Origin of the sequence: Pararcticibacter amylolyticus (assembly GCF_003130405.1) — a bacterium.
GTDB classification, from domain to species: Bacteria; Bacteroidota; Bacteroidia; order Sphingobacteriales; family Sphingobacteriaceae; genus Arcticibacter; species Arcticibacter amylolyticus.
On the sequence record NZ_QEAS01000134.1, the window covers coordinates 1 to 338 of the forward strand.

At 60.1% G+C, this 338-nt stretch carries 1 pseudogene; it reads left to right on the plus strand.

Going from position 1 to position 338, the window contains the following annotated elements:
- A pseudogene (locus DDR33_RS26355) lies at positions 1-338 on the plus strand (hypothetical protein); the annotation flags it as partial.

The following is a 338-nucleotide window of genomic DNA, read 5'->3' on the forward strand; positions in this document are numbered from 1 at the left end:
ATATTAGAAAGAAATGGTGCCCTGCACGGAACGGCGGGAACTGTGGTGTTCCGCAGGTTCCGCAACAGTACGGTGGTGCAGGGCCTTCCCAAACGAAAGAAAAAGCAAACCCCGGCCAGTCAGGCCAGTGCCGGGGAGTTCGGGCTGGCCAGCACAGCGGCAGCTGCTATCCGCCTGGTCCTGCGCTCGGTGTTCCGCAACCGGCATGACGGGGCCATGGTGAACCGCTTTAACAGCGCTGTCTACCAGAGTATCTTAAGGAGCAAAACAGCCCTGCGGGGTGCACGCGACCTCCACGACGGTGATCTGAGCTGCCTGGAGGGTTTCGAGTTCAATGC